This is a genomic window from Shewanella glacialipiscicola (assembly GCF_023283485.1).
In the GTDB taxonomy this organism is placed as follows: domain Bacteria; phylum Pseudomonadota; class Gammaproteobacteria; order Enterobacterales; family Shewanellaceae; genus Shewanella; species Shewanella glacialipiscicola.
This window is the reverse complement of the sequence record NZ_JAKILU010000009.1, coordinates 23,594-45,652: the sequence shown is the minus strand read 5'-3', so window position 1 is coordinate 45,652 and position 22,059 is coordinate 23,594. Positions and strand designations below refer to the sequence as shown.

Here is a 22,059-nt window from a genome sequence, read left to right as displayed (position 1 = left end):
TTAATTATTGAGTATGAAGCAGTGGCGCTAGCTCTGAACGTTTGGTCCAATAAGCCAATAAAGCTGCCGCTACCAATAAGGTTGCACTCAGCAAAAATGTGCTGTGGTAGCCATTAAAATCGAATAAAACACCCCCTACGGTAGAGCCTAAACCGATAGCGAGCTGGATAACAGCAACCATTAAGCCGCCACCCACTTCGGAGTCTTCCGGCATCGTTCGCGCAAGCCAAGTCCACCATGCAACGGGCGCCGCTGTGGCAACGCCGCCCCACAATACAAGCAGCGTTGTTACGGCAATACTGCTATCGCTAAACAGGATTAACGCTAAAGCAATTACCGCCATCACCAACGGAATAAAAATTAACGTGCGGTAGAGATTGTTTTTCAAAAATAAACTGACTAAAAGCGTCCCCACAAAACCCGCAACGCCCATCATCAGCAAAATTAACGATAAGCTATTGCTCTCCACATGGATAGCGGTTTCCAAAAACGGACGCACATAGGTAAACAGCGCAAACTGCCCCATAAACAACAACACAATTGCTAACATTCCCAATCGAACCAAAGGGTTGTTTAATAGGGAAAAGACATTCGCTGAGCCAACAACACGTTTTTCTGGTTTCATCGTAGGCAAACTAAACCACATCCACACAAAGGCGATCAGTGCGACGGGCACTAAACCGAAAAAGGCGCCTCGCCAACCGATATGCGCGCCAAGGTAACTGCCCAGCGGGGCAGCAATCACCATAGCCAGCGCATTACCACCATTGAATATTGCCAAGGCTTTAGGGATCTTTTCCGTTGGCACAAGACGAATTGCCGATGCGCCAGACAAAGACCAAAACCCACCAATCACAACGCCAATTAAGCAGCGGCCCAGCATATAAATTGAGTAGTTAGGCGCATAAGCAATCACAATGCCCGATACCAGCATTAACGAAGTGAGCCCAAGTAGAAGTGACCTGCGATCAGTATCTTTAGCAATTGACGCAATACTAAGGCTGGTTAACACCGCAAAAAAAACCGATATTGCAATGCCCTGCCCGACCAATCCTTCGCTGACACTCAAATCAGTGGCAATCGGTGTCAGCAAACTAACAGGCATAAATTCTGAGGCGACCAAGGCAAACACGCATAACGACATCGCCAGTACGCCACTCCAATTTGCCGTTTGTTGTTGACTTGCTTGTTGGATGGCACAGCGTGATTCTGACGTTTCGCATAGCTGAGTGGTCATTACATACCTATCAATGGTTAAAATTAAATCTGATTGACTTTGTAGTCGCTATTGTTTCAAATGCACTGGAACCTTACTAGCTAATGAATGCTTATAGAGCTTATTAGCTCAGCTAATTAAACTGGTGTAAAAAACAGTATGATGAAACGGAATCTGAACGATCTTTTGTGCTTCGTCACCGTCGCTCGCGAAGGCAGTTTTACCCGAGCCGCCGCCTTACTCGGTGTCACTCAATCGGCGCTGAGCCAAGCGATCAGTGGTTTAGAAACCCGACTTGAAATCAGGCTGTTAACGCGCACCACTCGCAGCGTATCGGCCACAGAAGCAGGCGAACGCCTGTTAAATGCGATAGGTAATAGATTTGATGAAATTGAATCCGAGCTGGATGTATTAACAGCCATGCGTGACAAACCTGCCGGAACAGTCAGGATCACCTGCGGTGATTTCGTGCTGCGAACCTTACTACTGCCAAAACTGTCGCCGTTACTACACAATTATCCCGATATCAAAGTAGAATTCGATGTGAATTATGGTTTTAGGGACATAGTGGCGGATCGCTTCGATGCTGGCATCCGTCTAGGCGATACCATAGATAAGGACATGATCGCGATCCCTATCGGCCCGCATCAAACAATGGCTGCCGTGGCGACCCCCGCTTATTTTGCACAGCATCCCATCCCCCAACACCCGCAGGATCTTATCGAGCATAACTGCATTAACATTCGCTTCCCGACCCACGGAGGTTTGTATGTATGGGAGTTTGAAAAAGACGGCAAGCAATTGAATGTGCATGTGGACGGCCAGCTTATCTTTAATGCATCGCACCATATCGTCGATGCAGCATTACAAGGCAACGGTATCGCATACCTACCAGAAGCAGAGTTTGAACCCCATATCAAAGCAGGGCGTTTAGTCAAAGTACTTGAAGACTGGAGCCTATCTTTTGCCGGCTATTATCTGTATTACCCCAGTCGCCGCCAAGCCTCCCCCGCTTTTACCTTAGTCGCCGACGCACTGCGTTTACGCTGAGATTTACCCCTTCTACAAGCGGTAAATCACAACAGCAAGGACGGTCACTAACATGACCGCTTAGCTTTTGTGTATCTCGACTAAGGACTAATAAGAGCAAAGAGAAGAGTATAAAACGCGGATCAAAAAACGACCTTAGCTATTACTATTAATGATTAAGCACTGTCATTCCAGTGACTCGGTGAATAGAAACCTCGGGGTTCTGAGCTTATGAACGAGAGCCATGGAAGGCGAACTGGCCGTTAAATAGGGATATTGTTCAAGTACTTCCCTGTATGCTCGAACGTGACATCCCTGTCACGGACGGTCACTTACATGACAGTGCCTAATCTTGCTTAGCTTTTGTATATCTGCGGGCTCGCAAGATCAAAGATAAGAGCCTGAATGACTCCTTTCCTAGTTTGCGCTATCAGTAATTAAGCACTGTCATTCAAGTGACTCGGTGAATAGAAACCTAGGGTTTCTGAGCTTATGAACGAGAGCCATGGAAGGCGAACTGGCAGTTAAATAGGGATATTGTTCAAGTACGTCCCTGTATGCTCGAACGTGGAATCTGCTGCACACGGAAGTGCGAATGCCGCGATCACAGTTCCAGACATCATGATGACATTTCCCATATCCCTATGGGTCAGACGTGAAAAAGCGGCCCTGCACGGACGGTCACTTACATGACAGCGCTTAATCTCGTTTAACTCTTGTGTATATCTGTGAGCTAGTAAGGAAAAGATAAAAACCTAACAAGCGACTCCACAAAGACATCCCAGCTGTTCTTTTCAACACAGCTACAAGTCATTATTTAAAATACGTATTGTGATAAACATCATTGATTTAACCGCATAGAGCAGGTTAAAGTGTGACCGCTAAAGGAAAATGCAGGGCAAACTCGAACTCCATCATCGAGCACGCCATTTAAGGAAGAAGAAGCCAATCAGCAATATGCGCCCAAACTCTTAGCAGTCTACTCTGCCACCACTTTCCAAAATAATAAGTGAATTTAATTAATAAGTTATGTCATAGAGTTAACTATTGACTCGCATTACTTCAGGGACGTAAATGACTGATTTCAACAACAGTATGTTATCCGTAGCGATAATACTCTCCAGCATGTTTGCCACTGTGGGTGTCATGTATGGCTTGCTGAAATATCGTGATGCCACCGTAAAGCTACCCGTCGATCGCGAACAACTCGCCCGCATTCCCGCCTATGGTTTACAGCAACAAATCCAAGATCTGCAAATGGACTTAATCGGAAGCATGCTGATGGGCGCGATGATAGTATCCCTGCCGTTTGCCGTCAGCAGCATTAAAGCCCACATCACAGTCGGTCAATTTCCGTGGATATCTGTCATAACGGGTTTAATGGGATTAGCTTATTGCAGCTTTAAAACATGGAAAAACTTTTCAAAGCTCACCAAATTACGCTTAGGTCATACAGCAGAAATCGCCACAGCCAATGAACTCATAGGCTTACAAGCATTGGGTTATCAAGTGTTTCACGATGTCCAAGCCGACGGCTTTAACATCGACCATCTTGTCATCGGCAAAAATGGCGTATTCGCCATTGAAACCAAAGGCCGCCATTGTAATGGTCAAGTTTTTCTGGAGGGATGTTAAGCCGCTTTTTTTAACTCATTATATTTTTGATGTGGCGTCTTATAATCTATTGCTGAATGCCTACGTTTGTAATTGTAAAACTGGATATATTGCTCAACCACGCTCACTACAGAGCTGTGATTGATAAAGGCTAAATGGTTTAATCGTTCAGTCTTTAAGCTCCTAAAAAATCGTTCCATCACCGCATTATCCCAACAATTTCCTCTACGACTCATACTTTGTTCAATGCCTAAGCCCCTTAGCTTTTCTCTGAACACCTTAGCAGAGTACTGGCAACCTTGGTCAGAGTGAAACATCAACGCCTGTGTATTTGGCCTCTGGCGTTGTAGCGCGTTATTTAAGGCCGCTGTCGCTAACGCTACATTGGGTTGGCTTGATAAGGCATACCCGACAATTTCTTTGGTGCCTAAATCAAGCACACAAGCTAAATAACTCCACCCTTGATGGGATTTTATGTAGGTAATATCACCCACCCAATGAGTATTATACGTCGTAGGGTTAAACTGCCGCTTGAGCAAATTAGGTGCGTAAACTTGCTCATCACCTGAGTTAGGATAGTAATGCTTTTTCTTTGGCCTAATCGCTATTAACCCCATACTTTTCATTATGCTAGCAATAGCGTAAACCCCTACCTTACAATCTAAATCGACTAAGTCTGCCTGTATTCGACGTTTACCATACGTCGAATTTGAGTCAGAGAACGCTTGTTCTACTAATTGTATCCGTGCCTGCTTTTCAGCGCTTTGGGGGATCGGTTTGTAATAAAAACTACTGCAACTGAGCTCGAATACTCGGCACAACTCACTCATTCTAAAGCCTAGATTTGCTTTCTTTACTTCGCGGATCATTTTAAGTTTTGATTGTCTCGAATGAAGAAAGCTGCAGCCTTTTTTAGGATGTCATTATCCCTCATGGCTTGTTTTAGTTGAGCTTCTAAGAGTTGAATTTTTCGTTGTTCTTCAGTGAATGCTTTGGCATTTTCTGGGGTTTTACCCGCTAATTCAGCCTGGTACTGGATTTTCCATCGAGACACCGCAGATTTACCTGCACCAGACATATCTTCAATTTGCTTGTTGGTGTAACCCTGTTCGACCATCAGCTTGGCATATTCTAATTTTCGCAGCGGGCTGACAGTGACTTTCGATTTTCTAATCATAATAAATACCTTTAAGATTTGGCTTATTTTAAGCTATAAATCTCTACAGTTTCATTAGACCATTACACATAAACGAAACAAAGACCTACTCCAAACCAATGGAACTGGCCCAAGCTCTGGTAAAAAAGGCTACCAAGTATTTTACAAAGACGGGCGATTAAACTTCCCCTCGTGGACAGAAACCAAACCAATCGAACAAGCGCAGCGCCAAGCCCAATGGGTCAGCCAGTGGTTAACCAAAGCCACAGGAACACCAGTCACCTCAACCCCAGTCCTAGTATTCCCAGGCTGGTATGTCACGAGTCAATCAAAACCACCGTTCCCGATCGTTAACCACAAACAATTAGTCGGCACTATCCCAACCCTGCGAACCCAAGCACTTACCCAGCAACAAGTAGACACCATCATCTACCAAGTCGCCCAAAGATGCCTGAGTAAAAGCGAGGTAGATAAATAGAGATAATGGAAACATTTTTACACTGAAAAATATTTTTTACATGAATTATTACAATACAATAGAACTACTAGTTCCAGAAAATTAAGGAAAAACTCATGAATGAAGTAGTTAGCTTAATATTAGCTTCTGAAGGTTCCAAAAAGATACAATCAAAAATAATTGAAAGTTTCGCAGGATTATTTAACAACCTAAATCACCATAGAGATACACAAGATATTTTATCAACACTTGCCCCTCTTGTTTATGAACATGAGGAAATTATATTGGGAAAAATAACCGATAGATACATGAAATTTAGAACGCTATTATCAAGATATGTTGACGTTCATATTGCAGATATATATCAACCATTAAAAATAAAGTCGCGCACTGATAAATCAGAGGTTAAAATAGATGACAACATAACTCTTCAGCTACCAAAAATAACATGCATAATAGGTAAAGCTGGGCAAGGAAAAACTACCTTATTAAAAAAAATATTCCTCAACACTATTAACCATAAACATGGTATTTTTCCATTAATAATAACATTGAGAAACATAAATTATGAAAAAACACCTAGTATAGAGGATATTGTCATTGATGAATTCCAATCAATAGGATTTGACCTATCAAAGGATCAATGTACTTGCCTACTTGCAATGAAGCGTATAAGACTATTATTTGATGGTTTCGATGAAGTACCTGACTCACATGGACAAAAAGCATTAAGCATTATAACATCTGCCTATTACAAATTTGGATTGGATTGCATAGTCACCTCGAGGCCAGGAACAGAAATAACTAGAGAACCAGGAATTAGTAACTATGATCTTCTTGATCTAAATAGAGATGATATCTTAAGACTAATAAAAAACCACCCGGAGATTCAGCCTTGTGATAAAGAAATATTCAATAATGTAATTGAAAACAAAATTTATATTGCTGAAATACTTATCACACCTATACTAGTAGATATATTCTGTAGCACATACAACTCTCTATCTGTAGACCCTAAGACTTTAACAGATTTCTATAACGAGTTATTTAAAGCACTAGCATCTACTCATGATAGATTAAAGACTTATTATGAAAGGCACAGTAAGACCGGCCTAGATAATGCAACACTTGAGTTAATAATGCATAGCGCTTCATTTAGGTTACTCGAGTTAAGGAATGATGTTACATTCAGAAGAGAAGAATTATCCAGCGCATTCAACTCCGCATCTGAAAGACTTCTAATAGATGTTAAAGATACACATATCGATATCATAAATAAAACATCCTTGATAAAGGATGAGGAGTTAACTTACTCATACCTACACAAGTCAATTATTGAGTTTTTCTCAGCGAAATATGTATCTCAACTACCTGACGAAGCAAAGAAAAAGTTCTATAAGCATGCGATAGATAATTACAAAGGCTCATATGAGAATGTACTAAAAATTTTGCACAAAATTGATTGTGAATATTTTTACTTATACTTTGCAAAAGATATTTATGACACCTTATTTCAATCTAAAAGTTTTTTAGAACTTAGCAAAAACAATAAAATAAATGACTTAGCCGTCACTACAATACTAAAAGTCAATACATTTGAGTGTGTAAGAAATTCATTTGGCATGAACACTGAAATAAAAGCATTTAAATCCGTTAACACTGGGAATGAACAAGATATATTTCTCGGACATAAATTAGACATACTATTGCAATCAACCGAGATGAATTATAGTAATGACAACATTAAAACTTTAGTATTAGACTTATTTAATCTAATTTCAAAAGAAGTCCGAAACAACACTGATATATTAAAGACAATATCAACGCACATCAAACATACATTGAAAGAAAGTGGCAATACTAGCACATACCTAGTAAGTGTAGAAAAATTAATTAATTCAAAAATATCAAGCGAATTAAAGAGTCAGTTTATTAACAATGCAAAATCAATAAACGACACCCTAAAAATTATTAATGACAATATCAATAAACATAAAATTACTCATGAAAATAAATCTTCACTAGATATGCTAAATTTGTAACAATTTAAGATGGATGGCACAATTTCCAATGTTAGATAACGAAAAAGGACAGGCATATCTCTCTACTCAACAGTTCCACCAAATTAGGCATTGTTGCACCAGTGACCTTCTAAAACATGGATGTTTTAGTAGAGCCTACAAGGATGTATCCACGGCGAGTCACTGGTGTAACAGTGCAAAAGCCTGCGGCAGGCAATTGGGAAATACCTTTGCCAGAAGCCACGATAAAGCCATTTCGCACCACTCAATTCTGCAGAATTAAAACTCAGGCAATAAAAAAGCGAACCGCTAAGGGTTCGCTTTTTAATGCTTCAAATTCGCTGAAGCTAACTACACCATAATTGCGTTGCTGGCGAAGCTAATGCAAGGCGGATTGAAAGCTTTCGCGCGGAGTTGACTCCTGTCAATGAGCACGAAAGCTGAGATTCAACGCCGCAGTAGCTAGCCTAAGCAGCAATTATTACTCGTAGTCTGATAATGGTGCACATGAACACATCAAGTTACGATCACCATAAACGTCATCAATACGATTCACGGTTGGCCAGAACTTGTTAGTGCGCACTGCTGCACTTGGGAACACGGCCACTTCGCGGCTGTATGGACGCGTATCAAACTCTGGGTCCATGATATCGGCCATAGTGTGCGGTGCGTTATGCAGCGGGTTGTTGTCCACTGGCCATTCGCCCGATTCCACTTTGGCGATTTCAGCGCGGATTGACACCATAGCGTCGATAAAGCGGTCAAGCTCCACCTTAGACTCAGATTCCGTCGGCTCTATCATCAGGGTTCCCGCAACAGGGAAACTCATAGTTGGCGCATGGAAACCATAGTCGTTCAAACGCTTAGCGATATCCATTTCGGTTACGCCTGAGGCTTCTTTCAGTGGACGCAGGTCGATAATACATTCGTGCGCCACGCGATCGTTACGGCCACGGAACAATACTGGGTAATGTTCAGACAGCTTTTTCATCATGTAGTTAGCATTTAGTAGTGCAGTTTGCGTTGACTGTTTAAGCCCCTGCGTACCTAACAGCTTAATGTACATCCAGCTGATAGGCAGAATGCCAGCACTACCGTAAGGTGCGGCTGATACAGCGCCGTTGTTATCGCTTATCTGACCCGGTTTAACCACCACATGACCCGCCACGAATGGCGCTAAATGGGCTTTTACACCGATTGGGCCCATACCTGGGCCACCGCCGCCGTGTGGAATAGCGAAGGTTTTATGCAGGTTAAGGTGTGATACGTCAGCACCGATAAAGCCTGGAGTCGTTAAGCCTACCTGCGCGTTCATGTTGGCGCCGTCTAAATACACTTGGCCGCCATGTTGATGCACTATGTCGCAGATTTCGCGGATAGATTCTTCATACACACCGTGGGTCGATGGGTAAGTGATCATGATGCAAGACAGGTTTTCAGCCACTTCGGCGGCTTTAGTCCTCAAATCGTCTAAATCGACGTTACCTTGCTTATCACACGCGGTCACAATCACTTGCATACCCGCAAGTTGCGCTGATGCAGGGTTAGTGCCGTGGGCAGATTGTGGGATCAAACAAATGTTTCGGTGCGCATTACCACGTGACTCATGGTATTTTTTGATGGCTAATAAGCCAGCGTATTCACCTTGAGCGCCTGAGTTAGGTTGAATACACACAGCGTCGTAACCTGTGATGTTCACTAACCAAGTCGACAATTCTTCAATCAGCTGAGTGTAACCTTTAGCTTGATCCAGCGGGCAGAATGGGTGCATGTTGGCAAATTCTGGCCAGCTCACCGGTATCATTTCAACCGCTGCGTTTAACTTCATGGTGCATGAGCCCAGTGAAATCATCGAGTAGTTAAGTGCTAAGTCTTTGCTTTCGAGACGTTTGATATAACGCATCATCTCGGTTTCGCTTTGATAGCGATTAAACGTTGGGTGACTTAAAATCGCATCTTGGCGCACTAATGCAGCAGGAATCGACTGGCTAGCTTGGCTAACAATTTGCGCGTCTAACGCGGCTACATCTAAGCCATGGTCAGCGCCTAAAATCACCTCAAACAGCGCTTCGATATCTGAGCGCAGTGTGGTTTCGTCAACACTCACGCCCACAATGCCATCGGCATCGAAACGTAGGTTCATTTCAGCAGCCAGTGCGCGTGCGTTCACGGCAGTAACATCTAAGCCTTTGATGCTGATGGTATCAAACCAAGTGCTGTTGACTAAACTCACGCCCTTAGCTTGTAAACCTGCCGCTAAAATGTCGGCAAAGCGGTTGATACGTGACGCGATGGTTTTTAGGCCATCTGGGCCGTGGAATACAGCGTAGAAAGACGCCATATTGGCTAACAAAATTTGTGCAGTACAAATATTTGAGTTGGCTTTTTCGCGGCGAATATGTTGCTCGCGAGTTTGCATTGCCATACGCAGGGCGCGGTTACCACGGGCGTCTTTTGACACACCAATGATGCGACCCGGCATTGAACGTTTGTGCTCATCACGGGCAACAAAGAAAGCTGCGTGTGGACCACCAAAACCCATTGGCACGCCAAAACGCTGCGCGCTACCAAATACTACATCGGCGCCCATAGAGCCCGGTGATTTCAGTAATACCAACGACATAATGTCGGCGGCCACAGTCACAATCACGTTCTTGGTACGTAAAGTTGCGAATAATTCGGTGAAGTCAGTGATTTGGCCTAAGCGGTTAGTGTATTGGAACAAAGCACCAAACAGCTCGTAGTTCACGGCATCCTGTGCAGGGCCCACGATGACGTCAAAACCAAAACACTCAGCGCGGGTTTTCACTACGTCTAAGGTTTGCGGGAACACATCATCGGCAACAAAGAAGGTATTCGATTTTTTCGCTTTCGACACCCGCTTTGCCAGCGCCATGGCTTCGGCTGCGGCGGTCGCTTCATCTAACAAAGACGCGGAGGCTAAATCTAAGCCAGTTAAGTCCATCGACACTTGTTGGAAGTTAAGAATGGCTTCTAAACGACCTTGGGCGATTTCAGGCTGGTAAGGCGTATAAGCCGTGTACCAACCGGGGTTTTCAAATACGTTACGCAGGATCACGTTTGGCACTTGGGTGCCGTAGTAACCCATGCCGATATAGCTTTTAAAGACTTGGTTTTTATCTGCTAGACCACGGATATAGGCGATACCTTCGGCTTCACCGCAAGAATCACCAATGCTTAAATCTTGGCTTAAGCGAATCGATTCGGGCACGATTTGCGCGGTGAGGTCTTCAAGAGACTCAGCGCCAACAAAATTAAGCATCGCTTGTTGTTGGTGGCTATCAGGGCCGATGTGACGACGTAGGAATAAATCGTGCTGTTCTAACTGAGTGAGGGTTTGCTTGGTCATGATAAACCTTGTTCCAGATTTGCCGAAACTCAGAACTGTAGGGTACTGATTAACGGACTGTTGTTATGTCAATCTTGTGCTAAAACAAACAAAGCCCCTCAGGGCTTTGTTAACACCGACGATTACTCTTCGTCGATTACCGCTTGGTAGCCTTCGGCATCTAGCAGCGCATCGATGTCTGATTCGTCAGAAGGCATCACGCGGAAAAACCAGCCTTCGCCGTAAGCATCACTGTTAACCAGCTCAGGAGAATCCTCTAGGGCAACGTTTACAGCAATCACTTCGCCAGAAATAGGCGCATAAATGTCAGATGCCGCTTTGACTGATTCCGCTACCGCGCAGTCTTCACCTGCGGTAACAGTATCGCCAACTTCTGGAAGCTCTACGAAAACCATGTCGCCTAACAGCTCTTGGGCATGATCAGAAATACCTACTGTGTAGCTACCATCGGCTTCTTTACGGATCCATTCGTGTGAAGAGGCGTATTTCAGTTCTGTCGGAATATTGCTCATTGTTATTGTTCCTTGTTCCGTTTTTTTAAAATGCTGGTTTACCGTTACGCACAAAGCTTGGCGCGACTACTTTAACAGCCACACGCTTTTTACGCATTTCAACTTCTGCCGTATCCCCAATTGCATTAGGGACGCGCGCCAACGCAATAGAATAGCCCAAGGTTGGCGAGAAAGTACCGCTGGTGATCACGCCTTGGTGCTCAATACCGGCAGTATCAGTGAAAAATACAGGCATATCATGGCGTAGCACGCCTTTTTCTTCCATCACTAGACCGACTAATTTGTCGGTGCCCGCCGCGCGTAGTGCTTCTAGGGCGCTACGGCCAATAAAGTCACGCTCGATAGGTTCCCATGCAATGGTCCAGCCCATGTTGGCGGCCAATGGGTTGATGGTTTCGTCCATATCTAAGCCGTAAAGATTCATACCGGCTTCAAGACGCAGAGTGTCACGCGCACCCAGACCACAAGGTTTAACCCCTTGCTCTAACAGTGCTTGCCACAAGGCCTCAGCTTCATCTTCTGGGACAATAATTTCGTAACCCGCTTCGCCGGTATAACCCGTAGTGGCAATAAACAGCGAGCCCGCTTGCTTACCGAAGAAAGGTTTCATGCCTTCGATAGCGGCGTTTTGCTCGGTGCTAAACACGGCAGCGGCTTTCGCTTTAGCGTTAGGGCCTTGTACGGCGATCATTGATAATTCAGGACGTTCAGTCACAGTGACATCAAAACCTTGGGCTTGTTTAGCAATCCAAGCGAGATCTTTTTCACGGGTGCCTGAGTTAACGACTACGCGGTAATGCGTATCGGTAAGATAATAGGTGATGAGGTCATCTATAATGCCCGCATTTTCATCTAACATGCCGGCGTATAAGGCTTTACCTGGAACTTTAAGCTTAGCCACATCGTTTGCGAGCAACTTACGCAAAAATGCACCAGCATCATTGCCCATCACATCAACCACTGTCATGTGGGAAACGTCGAACATGCCCGCGTCTTGACGCACGGCGTGATGTTCTTCGATTTGTGAGCCATAGTTGAGCGGCATGTCCCAACCGTGGAAATCAACCATCTTAGCGTTTGATTCTATGTGCTTGTTAAACAGAATAGTTTTGTTAGCCATTGTTATCCCTTTTTGCGGCCTTTTTCAGGTCTCTGCCTAGTGTAGGGTGTAGATACTAGGGTCTAAAATGCGGCGAAATTATACCTTGCGTCACAAATTTGTATACAGGATATTTTTCTAATCCGAAGTCACTGCCATTAGATTTTCTTATCTTAAACCTGTAATTTTTTTACATGCGAACGGCAGATTTGCGCAGCTTGCAAACAAATCGCTGATATTAGCAGCAATTCTGATCACATTAGCGCAACCGCGGCTAACGACATAACTTAGGCAGCGCCGCCTTATTGCCCATGGCCTGTTGTATGAACACTGTTTTCAGCCCAGCGACATTATCAACCAGATTTAACCCCAAATCGCGGATCGCTTTTTTAAGCGGGTTGCTGCCTTCAAAAAGTCGTTTAAAGCCTTCCATTGCGGCAATCATTTCCATGGCATCGGCTTTGCGCCAACGCTCAAGGGCGCGCAAATTGGCATAATCACCGATATCTTTACCCGCTTGCTGTAATTCACTGACCACTTCGATAATGCTGGCCGCATCTAAAAAGCCGAGGTTAATCCCTTGGCCAGCCAGTGGATGAATGGTGTGAGCCGCATCACCGGCTAACACTAAGCGATGGCGGGCAAAATGGCGGGCATAACGCATTCGCAGTGGAAAAGCTTGGCGCTCGCTTTCAAGCTGACATAAACCTAAACGGCCATCAAAGGCGGCGGTTAAGTGGCGCTCAAATTGAACGTTATCCATGGCTAATAATTCGTTGGCGCGCTCGGGCGGCACAGACCACACAATAGAGCACAGATTGTCTTTATATAAGGGTAAAAATGCTAACGGCCCGTCCTGTAAAAATACTTGGCGAGCGGTAGCAAGGTGCGGTAATTCAGTACGAATAGTGGCGACTAACGCATGATGGCCGTAATCCCAAAAGGTCAGCGGTATTTTACATTGCTCACGCACCCAAGAGTTGGCACCATCGGCGGCGATGACCAACGCAGCACTGACACTTTCTATTCCAGACTCGGCGCCATTAGCGAGGGTCAGCCAAGCTTCGCGCTCACCAAAGGCAATGCGTTCAATACGTTGGTTTTCGATATGAGTGATATTGTCAAATTCACTGGCACGTTTGGCGAGGGCGTAGCTGATGGCATCGTTTTCGATAATAGTGCCAAGGCTTGCTTCGCTGATGCTGTTGGCGTCAAAGGCAATTTTGCCAAAGCCGTCTTTATCCCACACGGCCATTTTTTGGTAAGGCGTAGCACGGGCTGTCTCTACATAAGCCCAAGCACCTAAATGTTCTAACAAACGCTGGCTTGCCTTATTGATAGCACTCACGCGTAAACGCGCTGAGCCGCTGACGGCTTCTGTCTGCCCGGCATCAATAACAACAACATTAAGATTAGCCTGTGCCAATCCAATCGCGGTGGCGAGTCCCACCATGCCACCGCCCACAATAGCAATGTCATAGGTTTGCGAACTTAACATGGGTACATCCTTTTCGCGTTGCGATACCAGTGAATAGCGTTGCTTTGCCGTCATTGCCTTACGGGCGATAGACGTTAGCGATATCAACGCATTCGAGTGTTATTTCCAGCCCATCGCTTTTTGGGCTACAGGCGTTTTAAGTGGCACAAACCAAGATAATGACCGCAAGCCTAAATTACGACCGAGCACCAAGGGCCAATACTGGTTTGAAAAACCACGGACTAAAAATTCAATATTACGGATAGTGCTGTTTCTGTCATGCTCACGAGCTTTTAGATATGCATGGGTTACGGCAACACTGCCGATATCATCGCCCTGCTCTAGCGCTGTTTTGAGCACCTCAAGCAAACTCACCACATCGCGAAGACCTAAGTTAAATCCTTGTCCTGCAATAGGATGCACCGTCTGCGCCGCATTGCCGATAAACACACATCTATGGTGGATAGGCCTTGGCATATACGATAAATCAAGCGGATACGCATGGCGCGTACTCACATCAACAAATTTGCCTGCGCGATAACCAAAAGCTTGCTGCAACGCCGCTAAAAACTCAGCTTTAGGCGCTGCTTGCATTTGCTTGGCACCTTCGGCATCGAGCGCCCACACCATTGATAATCGCGGCTGGCCTTGAATGTCGCCCATAGGTAACAGCGCTAAAGGGCCTGTTTGGGTAAAGCGCTCATAGGCCCAATGTTGGTGGGGTTTGTCGGTTTGAATATTGGCGATAATCGCCGTTTGTGCAAAAGCCACTTGGGTAATGGGCAAATTAAAACTGCTGCGAACTTTAGATTGCAAACCATCGGCGGCGACCACCAGCTTAGCTTGAATGCGCTCACCGGTATCGAGTAGCAATGTGTGGCTATCGATAGTGGCGTCGATTTGCACAAGTTTGGCGGGGCAAAACAGTTTTACATCGCTTTTAGTTAACTCGCTAAATAGCACTTGGCCGACACGTTCAAGCTCGACCACTTGGCCTAACGCATCTAAATGAAACTGCGCCGCATTGAGCTCTGTCATACCAAAATGGCCACGATCCGACACATGGATATTTTCAATCGCCGTGCCCAAATGGGCGAGCTTAGGCCATAAACCTAAGCGAGATAATTCGAAAATAGAGCCGTGGGCGATAGCGATAGAGCGCGCATCAAACCCGGGATGTTGTTTATCAGGGACATGCGCCTCAATTAACGCAATGGAAAGTGGTCTAGCTAATTTATGTGCGAAGGACTGTGCAGATAAGGACTGTGCCGATGATAAACGCGCTAGCGCTAGCGCTAAGGTCGCGCCCGCCATGGCGCCGCCAACAATAGCGATGTCGACGTTTTGAACTGAAGTATCCATGTGCATCGTGGTCGTCATGGGGATCTCATTCAAGCTATGGCATGGCGCACCTGCTATATCAACAGTTGCGACAATGCAATTAACAATACTGGTGTCATGGACGAAAAGGCCAGACGAGCAAGCCTTTTATATCAAATTAAATAACCATTATAAAAACTTAAACAATAGCGATTAGATTAACTTAATAATTGCGATGATTAGTGCACCGCTGCAATGTCGTCACTTTCGCCATGGGGAAGTTCGGGGCCAAATTCGGCGTAACACATAATCGCAGCTATCCGCACAAACTCGAGCAGTTCAGTGTATGCCGCCTCGGACTCTTCATCGTCGGCAACATCAAATTCAACTTGGGCAATTTCAGCTAAGTCTTTAATGACTTCACGCACCTCAGTCGAAGCCTGATTAAGTTTGGGCTGAATAATCGCCATACCAGTCAAAAAGCTTTGCGCCCACAAAGATAAAGCCTCAACACGCTGGCTAAGCGGTTCTTCTTCCTCTGGCAACAGCGGCATAAAGCCAAATTCAAACTCGGCTAAACGCGTTACTGAATCTTGGAACAAATCACACACCAGTTGATGTAACTGCGCTGGCAACGGCTGGCCGTCGTTCATCAGATCAAATAAAGGCTTGATCCAAGTGTCGCCAGTTTGCTCTACACCACCGCAAATTAAACCGACTAAAGCGCCGTGAACTTCAACCGGATGCTGACCAATTTCGGCCGCATCTAAGGCAATTTTTAAGCTATCGATTCGTAACGAAGGAGGGGTGGCCATATCAGATCCCAATAAGATTTTTTCAGCTGCAATGCTAGCAGAGATAAAGACTTGAACCAATACTGAATCCCGATAATGCGCAAATCCACAGGACTTAAGTTAATAATTTCAACAACTGCTCACACAAGCAGCAAACAAAACTATCCCGACAAATCCATTGGCGGCTTACCTTGCACTTTTAATTTTAGCCCTATATAGTCCGCTTCAGAGGTTAACGAAAGGATCCCCAGTTATATGAGTAATAGTGCAGTTGAAATTACCCTACTTGGGCGCACCTACTCTATCGCTTGCCCGAAAGGCCAAGAGGATGCCCTACGTACGGTGGCACTAGGTGTTGAACAACAACTTATTGCGTTAAAAAGCCGAACCAATAGCCTTAGTCGTGAAGAAATCGCAATTATGGCAGCGCTCAATATTGGACACGAGTTGTTCCAAGAAAAGCAAAAGAACAAGCATTACATGCAACAGATGGACGACCGAATCAGCTTGCTGCAGTCGACCCTCGAAAATGCCTTAGTTGAGCGTTCAACTAAATAGCATTAAAGTTTAACTGTGAAGCACGAGGGTTTAGCGCGATAACGCCGCTAAGTTAACTCTTTTGATACACAGAGAATGGCTAAACTGGCTTAAATACTAAGACAACTTTTAGCGATTCAGTACCGTTTTGCTCCCTGGGATGCATGCCAACTGGTAATGTCCCTGTGCCGATAATTTTGATCTTAGGGTGAATGCTTTACTGACATTGTGCATGCTCGGCTCGTACCGAGAAGCCTTAGGAGGTAATCATTTTCCCGCCTTGAACCTACGGTTCAAGGGCTACACCGGGTAGCGGCATTCTGGGGAGCATCTTAATTTATGTCTACATCTTCTACACTCAGCGACAATCTTCCTGCTAAAAGTAAAGCACCGCAAGCTGCGGTGCGCATCGATATCAACGCAAAAGAAAGTCGCCAGCAATTACGTAAAACCATCCGCTGTGCACGTAAATCGCTAACACCAGCTGAGCAAACCTTGGCAAGCCTTAATGCCTGCCACAAAATGATTGATGAGCTACAAGCTCAAAAAGCACAGCATGTAGCATTGTACTTAACCCATGATGGTGAACTTGCGACCGCGCCGCTTATTAATGCACTGTGGCAATTAGGCATTAATACCTACTTACCCAGATTGCACCCCTTCAATGCCGGACAACTACTTTTTTTGCGTTACACCGCTGACACGCCGATGCAGCCCAATCAATTTGGCATCTTAGAACCTAAATTAGCTGTGCGCGCCATCATCCCCGTGACTGAGTTAGATATTGTCATCACTCCCTTGGTCGCTTTTGATGCTGTGGGTAATCGCATGGGGATGGGCGGCGGCTATTACGATAGGACTCTGGCGAACTGGCAGCTTCAGGGCAAACCTTTACCTATGGGTTACGCCCATGACTGCCAACAAGTGCCGAGCTTACCCTGTGAGCATTGGGATGTGCCTTTACCGATGATCATCACCCCAAGCCGCGTGCTGACGTTCTAAACGATTTGATTTAATCATCAAAGCACTACTTTAACTGGCGACCGCCATCGACATTATGGCAACGACCCGTAACGTAGCGACTATTCAGTAAATATTGCACTAAATCGATAATTTCCTCATTGCCCGCCTCTTTTGGTAGTAACGCTTTAGCTAAGGTTTTTTGTTGATAGGCAATATCATCTTCTGCATTAAATAAAATCATCGCTGGGGCGATGGAATTGACTTTCACCTCAGGGGCAAGTTTAGCAGCAAAGGATAATGTCATATTGTGCAGCGCAGCTTTACTAGCAGCGTAGGCAATATGCTTCTGACTGCCCTTTTCAGCCACATAATCGGTAATATGGATAATATCACTCGCACCAATATTACCATCCGCTCCAGCGCGTAGCTGCGCTTCTAAGGCCAAGTTTAATTGATAGGGCACGCTCACATGCACTTGCATCATCCGCTGCAACACTTCGCTCGGCGCAAAAGTGGCGCTTTTTGAAGGCGCATTCTTGGTAAGCACAGGATCAGGCAGCCAATCGGACGCATTGTGAATAATAGCGCGAATTTGAGTCAGCTTAGCGAGCTCATCGATTAAGGATTGCACTTGGATATCATCGTAAAAATCACAGGGATACAAAGTCGCGCCTAAAGTCTTTAGCTCATCAATACTCGGATAGTGGCTACGATAGGTACCAATCACACTCAGGCCTTGGGCGAGAAAATGTTTGGCTAAGGCGTAACCAATACGCTTACCTACGCCAGTGATGATGATGGGAGATGTCATACTAATCCTGTTATTTTTAAAGCGATTATGGCTCGGTTTATGATTTATTGAATGGTAAATACACCTAAGACTCAAGCAAAACGAATCAACATCCAAAATCCTAGCGCATTTTTTTAGATTTAATCTAACTGGAAGGCTAATTAATAATGCTGATCACGTCTAAAATTAGATCCAATCTCGCATCAACTGCGATCTAAAATCATTGCTGCTGCGTATAAGATAAGCTAAAGCTAAGCTCACGCATTAAGATAAAATCATCTGAGGTATCCACGATGGAACTGCGAATTTTTTATGATGGAAACTGCCCATTATGTAGCGCCGAAATGCGTCAACTGAAAGCGCGCGATCCCGATAACTTAATTGCGCTAGAAAATTTAAATGCGCCAGACTTTAGCCAGCGTTTCAGTTATATCGATAAAAACTACGCTAATACTATTCTGCATGGCGAAACCGCAACCGGCGAAATATTACTCGGCTTAGATGTCACCTGCAAAGCGTGGGCACTTACGGGAACCCGTTCTTGGATACAATTATTACGCTTACCTATTATTAAACCTGTTGCCGATTGGCTTTACTTACGCTTTGCGAAAAATCGCTATCGCATTTCTTATTTACTGACAGGTAAAGCCCGCTGCGACGATAATTGCCAATTGCCCACTAAGCGCCGCTGATTTAGGTTTAGAAAGCATAAAACGCAGACATAAAAAAACGGAGCTCAAGGGCTCCGTTTTTAACTCGTTATAATCTAAAAAGATTATTCGAATAATTATTTAACGAAATCAACGCCTAGTTTGATATCGCCTTTCAGCGTATCTAACATAGAATCACGGGCGTTAGCTTCAAATGCACTCACTTCACCGTAAGGCAGTACTTTTTCAATACCGTTTTTGCCTAACAATACAGGTTGTGCGAAGAACTGGGCGTGTTCACTACCACCGTCAACGTAAGCACATTCAACGACGTTAGCTTCGCCTTGCAGACCACGAACCAAAGACAGACCGAAACGGCAAGCCGCTTGACCCATAGACAATGTCGCGCTGCCGCCACCGGCTTTAGCTTCAACCACTTCTGTACCCGCGTTTTGAATGCGAGTTGTCATGGTTGCCACTTCTTCATCAGTGAACGTCACGCCTTCAACTTGAGAAAGTAATGGCAAAATGGTCACGCCGCTATGGCCGCCGATCACATTCACTTTAACATCAGCAACGTTTAAGCCTTTTAATTCAGCAATAAAGGTTTCAGAGCGGATCACGTCCAGCGTAGTAATACCAAATAGACGGTTTTTATCGTAAACACCGGCTTTTTTCATCACTTCGGCTGCAATAGCCACAGTGGTGTTAACTGGGTTGGTGATAATACCGACTAAAGCAGTAGGACAAGTCGCAGCCACTTTTTCCATCAGGTTACGCACGATACCAGCGTTGATGTTAAACAGATCAGAACGATCCATGCCTGGTTTACGCGCAACACCAGCAGAAATCAGCACTACGTCTGCATCTACCAGCGCAGGCGTTGGATCTTCACCGGCAAAACCTTTGATTTCAACAGCAGTCGGGATGTGGCTCAAGTCAACCGCAACACCCGGAGTAACCGGTGCGATATCATATAGAGACAGCTTTGAGCCCGCAGGCAGTTGAGTTTTTAACAGTAAGGCAAGAGCCTGGCCGATACCGCCAGCAGCACCAAGTACAGCAACTTTCATAATGAACTCCGTTATTTCTCGGATATGTGTGACATGGATCTAATTTGCGTGTGCGTCACATTACTGGAATGTCGCAACAATTTCAATTATCCCTTAGTCGTGGAACAAAAGAATTTCGAAATAACTGATAGCTCACAAAAGAACAATGACTCGATTGCACATTTTAAGCCGATGATAATGACACTGAGTCTACTGCTTAGTGAATGTTTATTCAGCCAATTTGATTGTATGTTGACAATTTGTTTAAAAATATTCAAAATGGGCCTGTTTTTTTGAATAAAGAATAATAATATTATGCAGACGACCAAGAATCAGGATGACCTTGTTAGAGTTTTTAAGTCGATTTTAAAAGAAGAGCGCTTTGGCTCTCAAAGTGAAATCGTCATCGCCTTGCAAGCTGAAGGCTTTGGTAATATTAACCAATCAAAAGTATCACGCATGCTCAGCAAGTTCGGCGCCGTTCGGACTCGCAACGCTAAACAAGAGATGGTGTATTGCTTACCCGCCGAATTAGGCGTGCCAACCGCAGGCAGCCCATTAAAAAACTTAGTGCTGGATGTTGACCATAACCAAGCCATGATCGTGGTGCGAACCAGCCCTGGCGCAGCACAACTGATTGCCCGCTTATTGGATTCTATCGGTAAGCCAGAAGGGATTTTGGGAACGATTGCAGGTGATGATACGATTTTTATTTGCCCATCAAGCATCCAAGATATCGCCGACACCTTAGAAACCATCAAATCTTTATTCAATTATGCCGAATAAAAAAAGCACTTAATGCCTTGGCATTAAGTGCTTTATCAAAATGTAACTCTTACAACTCAACTACAACTCAACTTGGTCAGTCACAACAATTTACTCATCGAACTGCAGCATAAAATCTAAAGCGGGTACGAAGAAAGATGAACCCGTTAATGCCTTAGTAAAATGCATTAAATGATCATGATTACCTTCGCCATCACCAAATATCATACTGTGTAGCATTTTTTCAAAATGTTCGGGCGTACGACAGCAAGCAATAAACATCAACCCCTGCTCTTTAAGCGATCCGTAGGGCATGCTCTGACGTAGGATTTCCATTGAGTTTCCGTCAGCATCTTTAAGATTCACCCGTTTTATATGGCTGGTGAGTGGCTTATCCTTGGATTCATATTCGATATTATCTTGTTTAGTGCGCGCGAATATATCTTCTTGTTTTTTAATCGGTAAGCGGTTCCACTTACTTAAGTTATGGGCATATTTTTGTACGTGAACATAACTGCCGCCCTTAAATCCAGCATCCTCATCACCAACCAGTGTGACTTCTTGACGATGGCGTCCCTTTGGGTTTTCAGTACCATCGACAAAACCTGTCAGATCGCGACTATCCATAAATCTAAAGCCGCGTTCTTCGTCCACTAATTCCACCAAATCTTCAAACATTTGGCTAATTTCATTGGCGACTAAATGCAGAATATCGTAACGGTCACAGCGAATATGTACATACAAATCATATTCGATTGCAGGTGCATCAAGACTCCCAGCTTGTATCGCAGGGAAAGGCCTTAACATTTTAGGGCGGGCATCGGTATAGAGGCTATCCCAGTAATTAGCGCCGATACCGACAAAACCATTGAATGCACTGTCAGAATACTGATCTGTCAGTTCGTAAATATACTGCGCTACGTTGGCAAGGCAGGGACGTAACTGCGACTCCACATTATCATTTGCATTAAACATCAAGTAGATACTATGTAAGTTTCCCTCTGCACACACACCTAACTGTTCACGCGGCATATTTTGAATATCCATTTGGTTGTGACCCTGTTCTAAATTCATTTTCGGTAATATTATCCGCAACTTTCCCTAAAAATGACATTAACTAACGCACACTTTACTCGAGTTTATTAATGATAATGCCTATAACGAAGCGTTGTTGTGCTCAAGCTCATTGAAAAATGATGCAACGCATAAATTTCGCTAGCGAGTCTACCCCAATACA

Annotated in this window: 18 protein-coding genes, 1 other RNA gene and 1 pseudogene; 9 read left to right on the top strand and 11 right to left on the bottom strand. The window is 44.6% G+C overall.

Going from position 1 to position 22,059, the window contains the following annotated elements; translation table 11 throughout:
* Positions 1-4 precede the first annotated feature (4 nt).
* On the bottom strand, positions 5-1,237 hold the full coding sequence (locus L2717_RS09165; protein ID WP_220774751.1) for an MFS transporter: 1,233 nt from the start codon (positions 1,235-1,237) through the stop codon (positions 5-7).
* Between the two features lie 138 nt (positions 1,238-1,375).
* Here L2717_RS09165 and L2717_RS09160 point away from each other — a divergent pair, with 138 nt between their 5' ends.
* The gene (locus L2717_RS09160; RefSeq protein WP_220774752.1) at positions 1,376-2,266 is read left to right on the top strand and encodes a LysR family transcriptional regulator; all 891 of its coding nucleotides are present in this window, start codon (positions 1,376-1,378) and stop codon (positions 2,264-2,266) included.
* A gap of 1,053 nt (positions 2,267-3,319) precedes the next feature.
* On the top strand, positions 3,320-3,880 hold the full coding sequence (locus L2717_RS09155; RefSeq protein ID WP_246611792.1) for a nuclease-related domain-containing protein: 561 nt from the start codon (positions 3,320-3,322) through the stop codon (positions 3,878-3,880).
* Here the strand turns inward: L2717_RS09155 and L2717_RS09150 are convergent.
* Positions 3,877-5,036 (bottom strand): IS3 family transposase gene (locus L2717_RS09150; RefSeq protein ID WP_220774753.1). Its coding sequence is split into 2 segments (ribosomal slippage): positions 3,877-4,775 and positions 4,775-5,036, totalling 1,161 coding nucleotides; the frame shifts between segments, so codons are not numbered across the junction. The genes L2717_RS09155 and L2717_RS09150 overlap by 4 nt on opposite strands.
* Positions 5,037-5,103: 67 nt before the next feature.
* On the opposite strand from L2717_RS09150, the pseudogene L2717_RS09145 reads away from it, so the two are divergent.
* Together L2717_RS09145 and L2717_RS09140 are read left to right on the top strand one after the other, a co-directional pair.
* Positions 5,104-5,493 (top strand): annotated as a pseudogene (locus L2717_RS09145) (nuclease-related domain-containing protein); the annotation flags it as partial.
* A gap of 95 nt (positions 5,494-5,588) precedes the next feature.
* A complete protein-coding gene (locus L2717_RS09140; RefSeq protein WP_248938034.1) occupies positions 5,589-7,514 on the top strand; it encodes an NACHT domain-containing protein in 1,926 nt (641 codons plus the stop codon).
* A gap of 460 nt (positions 7,515-7,974) precedes the next feature.
* On the opposite strand, the gene gcvP is transcribed toward L2717_RS09140, so the two are convergent.
* From gcvP to L2717_RS09110, 6 genes are all read right to left on the bottom strand, one after another.
* The gene (gcvP, locus tag L2717_RS09135) at positions 7,975-10,863 is read right to left on the bottom strand and encodes an aminomethyl-transferring glycine dehydrogenase (RefSeq protein ID WP_220773815.1); all 2,889 of its coding nucleotides are present in this window, start codon (positions 10,861-10,863) and stop codon (positions 7,975-7,977) included.
* 122 nt (positions 10,864-10,985) lie between these two features.
* Complete coding sequence (gene gcvH / locus L2717_RS09130; protein WP_076498877.1) at positions 10,986-11,375, bottom strand: glycine cleavage system protein GcvH; 390 nt, start codon at positions 11,373-11,375, stop codon at positions 10,986-10,988.
* A 25-nt stretch (positions 11,376-11,400) separates the two neighbouring features.
* Positions 11,401-12,495: a glycine cleavage system aminomethyltransferase GcvT gene (gcvT, locus tag L2717_RS09125; protein ID WP_220773814.1), complete on the bottom strand. Its 1,095-nt coding sequence runs from the start codon at positions 12,493-12,495 to the stop codon at positions 11,401-11,403.
* Between the two features lie 253 nt (positions 12,496-12,748).
* Positions 12,749-13,972 carry an FAD-dependent oxidoreductase gene (locus tag L2717_RS09120; RefSeq protein ID WP_220773813.1) on the bottom strand — a complete coding sequence of 408 codons (1,224 nt, stop codon included), beginning with the start codon at positions 13,970-13,972 and terminating at the stop codon, positions 12,749-12,751.
* A gap of 99 nt (positions 13,973-14,071) precedes the next feature.
* The gene (gene ubiH / locus L2717_RS09115) at positions 14,072-15,331 is read right to left on the bottom strand and encodes a 2-octaprenyl-6-methoxyphenyl hydroxylase (protein WP_220773812.1); all 1,260 of its coding nucleotides are present in this window, start codon (positions 15,329-15,331) and stop codon (positions 14,072-14,074) included.
* Between the two features lie 179 nt (positions 15,332-15,510).
* Entirely contained in the window at positions 15,511-16,086 is a 576-nt protein-coding gene (locus L2717_RS09110; RefSeq protein WP_076499054.1) for a UPF0149 family protein, read from the bottom strand.
* A 234-nt stretch (positions 16,087-16,320) separates the two neighbouring features.
* Between L2717_RS09110 and L2717_RS09105 the strand changes: the two genes are divergently transcribed.
* From L2717_RS09105 to L2717_RS09095, 3 genes are all read left to right on the top strand, one after another.
* A complete protein-coding gene (locus L2717_RS09105) occupies positions 16,321-16,623 on the top strand; it encodes a cell division protein ZapA (protein ID WP_076498889.1) in 303 nt (100 codons plus the stop codon).
* A 128-nt stretch (positions 16,624-16,751) separates the two neighbouring features.
* Positions 16,752-16,933: non-coding RNA, 6S RNA (gene ssrS / locus L2717_RS09100), on the top strand.
* Between the two features lie 8 nt (positions 16,934-16,941).
* Positions 16,942-17,604, top strand: coding sequence for a 5-formyltetrahydrofolate cyclo-ligase (locus L2717_RS09095; RefSeq protein WP_220773811.1), 663 nt, complete (start codon positions 16,942-16,944; stop codon positions 17,602-17,604).
* Positions 17,605-17,629: 25 nt separating this feature from the next.
* Here the strand turns inward: L2717_RS09095 and folM are convergent, their stop codons facing one another.
* Positions 17,630-18,376 carry a dihydromonapterin reductase gene (gene folM / locus L2717_RS09090; RefSeq protein ID WP_220773810.1) on the bottom strand — a complete coding sequence of 249 codons (747 nt, stop codon included), beginning with the start codon at positions 18,374-18,376 and terminating at the stop codon, positions 17,630-17,632.
* A gap of 272 nt (positions 18,377-18,648) precedes the next feature.
* Here folM and L2717_RS09085 point away from each other — a divergent pair, with 272 nt between their 5' ends.
* A complete protein-coding gene (locus L2717_RS09085; RefSeq protein WP_076498897.1) occupies positions 18,649-19,047 on the top strand; it encodes a thiol-disulfide oxidoreductase DCC family protein in 399 nt (132 codons plus the stop codon).
* Positions 19,048-19,142: 95 nt separating this feature from the next.
* On the opposite strand, the gene mdh is transcribed toward L2717_RS09085, so the two are convergent.
* Entirely contained in the window at positions 19,143-20,078 is a 936-nt protein-coding gene (gene mdh, locus L2717_RS09080) for a malate dehydrogenase (RefSeq protein ID WP_076498899.1), read from the bottom strand.
* A gap of 294 nt (positions 20,079-20,372) precedes the next feature.
* Between mdh and argR the strand changes: the two genes are divergently transcribed.
* Positions 20,373-20,843, top strand: coding sequence for a transcriptional regulator ArgR (gene argR, locus L2717_RS09075; RefSeq protein ID WP_076498902.1), 471 nt, complete (start codon positions 20,373-20,375; stop codon positions 20,841-20,843).
* A gap of 90 nt (positions 20,844-20,933) precedes the next feature.
* Here the strand turns inward: argR and L2717_RS09070 are convergent, their stop codons facing one another.
* Positions 20,934-21,869, bottom strand: coding sequence for a Dyp-type peroxidase (locus tag L2717_RS09070; RefSeq protein ID WP_107884190.1), 936 nt, complete (start codon positions 21,867-21,869; stop codon positions 20,934-20,936).
* Positions 21,870-22,059: the final 190 nt, after the last annotated feature.